The organism is Deltaproteobacteria bacterium (genome assembly GCA_019308995.1).
Taxonomy (GTDB): Bacteria; Desulfobacterota; Desulfarculia; order Adiutricales; family JAFDHD01; genus JAFDHD01.
Genome location: JAFDHD010000177.1, coordinates 1 through 4,435, shown reverse-complemented (window position 1 = coordinate 4,435; position 4,435 = coordinate 1). Strand labels below are relative to the sequence as shown.

Sequence of the window (4,435 nt, the reverse complement as noted above, 5' to 3'; positions counted from 1 at the left end):
TAAATAGTAACCATTGATTATTGACGGAAGGCACAGAGAGATTATGGATTTAGCACTTGAAGAACTCTATAAAAAAGAAACCGGGGCCCCCTTTACAGACGGTCTTACGGGCCTGTTAAACCACGGATTCTTTCAAATAACATTGGAGCGTGAAGTAAAGCGGTCTGAAAGGCATGGGGAGCCATTCACCCTGGCATTGATCGATATCGATTCTTTTGCCCTTTTCAACAAGCGCCACGGATCTGTGGAAGGAGATCGTGTATTGAAGGAAATTGTCGACCTCACCATGAAGAATATACGGCAGGTTGATCTGGCTGCCAGGTATTCCGGTGATGTGTTTGCGGTTATCCTGATAAAGTCTAATACTCAGTCAGCCCTGATAGCTGTAGAAAGGATCAGGCAGGCAGTGGAGAAGCTCCCGGATGAAGCGCCGACAGTCAGTGTTGGCCTCGCGTCTTACCCAGGGGATGCCACGAACGGTGAAACCCTGATCAAGAAGGCACAAGAGGCATTGCTACAGGCCAAAATCAGGGGAAAGAATAGAGTTTGTTTTTTGGAAAAACAAACCGAACCTGCTAATGACGGGGCACCAAAGGTATTGGTGGTCGATGATGAGCCGCGAAACGTAAAACTGTTGGATGCTTTGCTTCGGCCTTTAAATTATGAGGTCTTTAAGGCATCTAATGGGGAGGAGGCCTTGTCCATAGTCAAGAAGGTCGATTTGGATCTGATATTATTAGACATCATGATGCCACGAATGGATGGCTATGAGGTGTGCCGGCGTTTGAAAGGAAGTGAGGCCACACGCCTGATTCCTGTGATTATGGTGACTGCCCTGGACGATGTAGAGTCTAAAATAAAAGGGATAGAGGCTGGCGCAGATGATTTCCTTACCAAACCACCTAATAAAACGGAGTTGCTCGCCAGGACAAGATCCCTAATTAAGTTAAAAAGGCTTAACAGTAATTTGGCCAGTATTGAAAATATTCTTTTTTCCCTTGCAAACACAGTTGAAGCCAAAGACACATATACTCAGGGACATGTGGAGAGGGTCTCTAATATGGCAGTCAGCCTGGGAAAAAAGTTAGGGATGACAGGACGAGAGCTTGAAGCATTAAGGTTCGGGGGTGCTCTGCACGACATTGGCAAGATCGCAGTGCCTGGTGAAATCTTGAATAAGCCAGGCCCACTCGATCCCGATGAATGGGACATTATGAAGAGTCACCCTGATGAGGGGTATAAAATATGTCTGCCTCTAATGAAAAACCTGGGTCCAGCTCTGGAGGTAATCCGACATCACCACGAAAAACTGGATGGTTCAGGGTATCCGGATGGTCTCAAGGGAGATGAGATCTCCATGGCTGCCCGTGTAATGGGAGTGGTGGACATCTATGATGCGCTGATTACGGATCGGCCGTACCGTAAAGCGATGACCAAGGAAAAAGCCTTTTCAATCCTCCGCGAAGAGGCTGAGGAAGGTAAGTTGGATAGGGAAATCGTCGAGTGCTTAATAGAGTTAGTAAATAGATGAGGGACACAGAGTGAAAGATGATACCTCAATTGAGCAAAGTTCAATTGAGTGGTACCTGGTATCCGGTATCTGGAACTGGTTTTACAGAATATTTTCTTTCAACACCACCTGATTGAGCATCGCTCAAACAGGGTAATACTATTTTTTTCACCGAAGGTGACTCATTGAATATGAAGCAGATAAGGGGGCCTTTTAAGATTAGCGAGCAGCGGTTGGGAGCTCTATACGCCTAAAACGGAAATCGTTCAAGCATTGAGGTTTAAAGATGATAAAATCCATATTTATCAAAAATGTCTCGACATCCATTTTTCGGTTGGTCTCTAAAGGTCAAAGAAAGCATTGTGATGGCTTTACCCTCATTGAGGTGCTATTCGTCATCGCCATACTTGCGACGCTTGCCGCCATTGCCATACCCGCCTACTCAAATTATATGCAAAGGGCAAAAATTGCCAAGTGCATAACGGAAGTCATTATGCTGGAGTTAGAAATCACCGCATACATAGGGAATAACGGTAAACTACCAGATAATCTAAATGATTTGGGGCGTGGAAATATTCTGGATCCCTGGGGAAATCCATATCAATTTCTGAATTTCGACAATGTTAAGGGAAAGGGGAAGGGGAAAATGCGGAAAGACCATAACCTGGTGCCGTTGAATACTGACTATGACCTTTACAGCAAGGGCAAAGATGGAAAGAGCAAATCTCCTCTAACAGCCAAGGCCAGCCACGACGATATTATACGAGCTAACAACGGTTCATTCACAGGGATTGCTTCAGATTATTAATTAGGTTTTTTTTGATGAAATTAGACACAACATTTTTCAGGAGCAGGGTAGCACGAAGAATTTTTTTCCTGTTCGTTTTTTGTGCTCTCGTTCCCATCTCAGCGCTGGCAATCATCTCATTTAGCCAGGTGTCGGAACTGCTTAACAAACAGAGTCAAAGGCAACTTCATCTAACAAGCAAGAGCCTTGGCATCTCCATTTTTGAGCGGCTATCTTTTCTTGAAGAGCGGTTAAAGATTTTCTCTGCCACCATTACTGCCGCCCCGGAAGATTCAACGCACAGGTCAGTTGAAGAATATAGTGAGGGCTTAAGAAAGCGGTTCAAAGGATTAGCGCTTATCGCTGACCCTGGAACGTATATCCATTTTTTTGGCTCTATTCACAATCCGGCACAACAATCTGCGGAAGAAAAACAACACATTAGATCTGGCAAAACAATCGTATCAACCATGTTAAGCGATGATAATCGTTTGGGCATCTTTATGATAAGGGCAGTTGATCCACAAGACCCTAAGCAAGGAATCCTTTTTGGGGAGGTAAATCCCATGTACCTGTGGGGATTGTCTGAATATAAGACACTGCCCAGCATGACCGAACTTTGTGTTTTGGATGAGTCAGATAATCATATTTTCTCCACCCTCCCGCTTCATTCATCATCCCTTGTAAAATCAGCCTTTAAAATGAGTCATTCATCGTTGAATCAGTTTGACTGGAAATATGACGGCAGAGATTATTTGGCGAGTTTTCGGACCATTTTCCTGGAATTCAGCTTTTTCTGCCCGAAATGGACAGTAGTTCTGAGCCTGCCGAAAGATTATATTTATGCCCCAATGGCCTATTTCAAAAAGATATTTCCTCTTGCCATTCTTTTATCCCTTTTGTTGGTATTGCTTCTCAGCGGCATCCTGATTCGAAGGACTATGCTCCCAATAGCAAAGCTCAAGGATGGAACACGGCGTATTGCCATGAGAGATTTCGATGGCAGAGTGACAGTCACAAGCGGCGACGAATTCCAGGACCTCGCGGAATCCTTCAATGAGATGGCAAAAGAGTTGGGAAGACAGTTCAGCGCCCTGAACACGATTGAAGAGATCCATCGGACCATTCTCTCAACTTTAGATACTAAAAAAATTGTGAATATTGTGCTCACACGAATACATGAGGTTTTCAACTACGATTTTGTCAGTGTTACCTTGCTTGATTCTCAAAATAAGAATCCAGGCCGGACGTATTTCAGGCTTGGTAAAACGGAAGTTGTGAAATTAGCTGATGGTGTTGAAATCGCACCGCAAGAGGCAAAAGAGCTCACTGATAACAGGAGGATATTGTCAGTAAATACGGACACAAATCTTCCAGGCTATCTTGCTCAATTTGCCAGTAGGGGGATTAAATCATTCACATCATTTCCCCTTGTTGTCAAACAGGAGTTAGCAGGAGTCATGGTTCTGGGTTCTCTTGATTCATCCCCACCCAAAGATGAAGACCTATCCCAAGCTCGTCTGTTAGCCGATCAGGTGGCCATCGCTTTGTCAAATGCGAGTCTGACTCAAGGGCAGAAACGAGCACAGAAAGCGCTTTATAGGGCAAACGTTGAGTTAGAAAAACGGGTGAAAGAGCGCACCTCAGACCTGATATCGACCAATGAACATCTCCAACGGGAAATTGCCGAGCGGAAGCAAATCGAGGTCGAGCTAAAAGAGGCAAAACAAACAGCAGAAATAGCCAACACTGCCAAGACTAATTTTTTGGCAAATATGAGCCATGAACTACGCACACCCTTAAATGCTATCATCGGATTCAGCGAATTACTCCTGGATAAGCACTTCGGAGATTTAAACGAAATACAGGACGAATATCTGAACGACGTGCTCGAAAGCAGCAGACATCTCCTGTCCCTGATCAACGACATCCTGGATTTAGCCAAGGTAGAGGCGGGAAAGGTAGAGCTGCAACCAACAGATGTAAATCTAAAGATGCTTTTGGAAAACAGCCTCATCATGATCAAGGAAAAGGCAATGAAGCATGGCATAAACCTGGTAACAAATATGGATGGCATTCCGGAGACCATATCGGCGGATGAACGCAAGCTCAAGCAGATTATGTACAATCTCCTCTCC

3 protein-coding genes are annotated in these 4,435 nt (G+C 44.6%); all 3 read left to right on the top strand.

What is annotated here, in order from left to right:
• Nucleotides 1–43: 43 nt before the first annotated feature.
• On the top strand, nucleotides 44–1,531 hold the full coding sequence (locus tag JRI95_16450; protein MBW2063134.1) for a diguanylate cyclase: 1,488 nt from the start codon (nucleotides 44–46) through the stop codon (nucleotides 1,529–1,531).
• A gap of 265 nt (nucleotides 1,532–1,796) precedes the next feature.
• Nucleotides 1,797–2,318: a prepilin-type N-terminal cleavage/methylation domain-containing protein gene (locus tag JRI95_16445; GenBank protein MBW2063133.1), complete on the top strand. Its 522-nt coding sequence runs from the start codon at nucleotides 1,797–1,799 to the stop codon at nucleotides 2,316–2,318.
• 14 nt (nucleotides 2,319–2,332) lie between these two features.
• Nucleotides 2,333–4,435: HAMP domain-containing protein (locus JRI95_16440; GenBank protein ID MBW2063132.1), on the top strand; the 2,103-nt coding region annotated here is incomplete at its 3' end.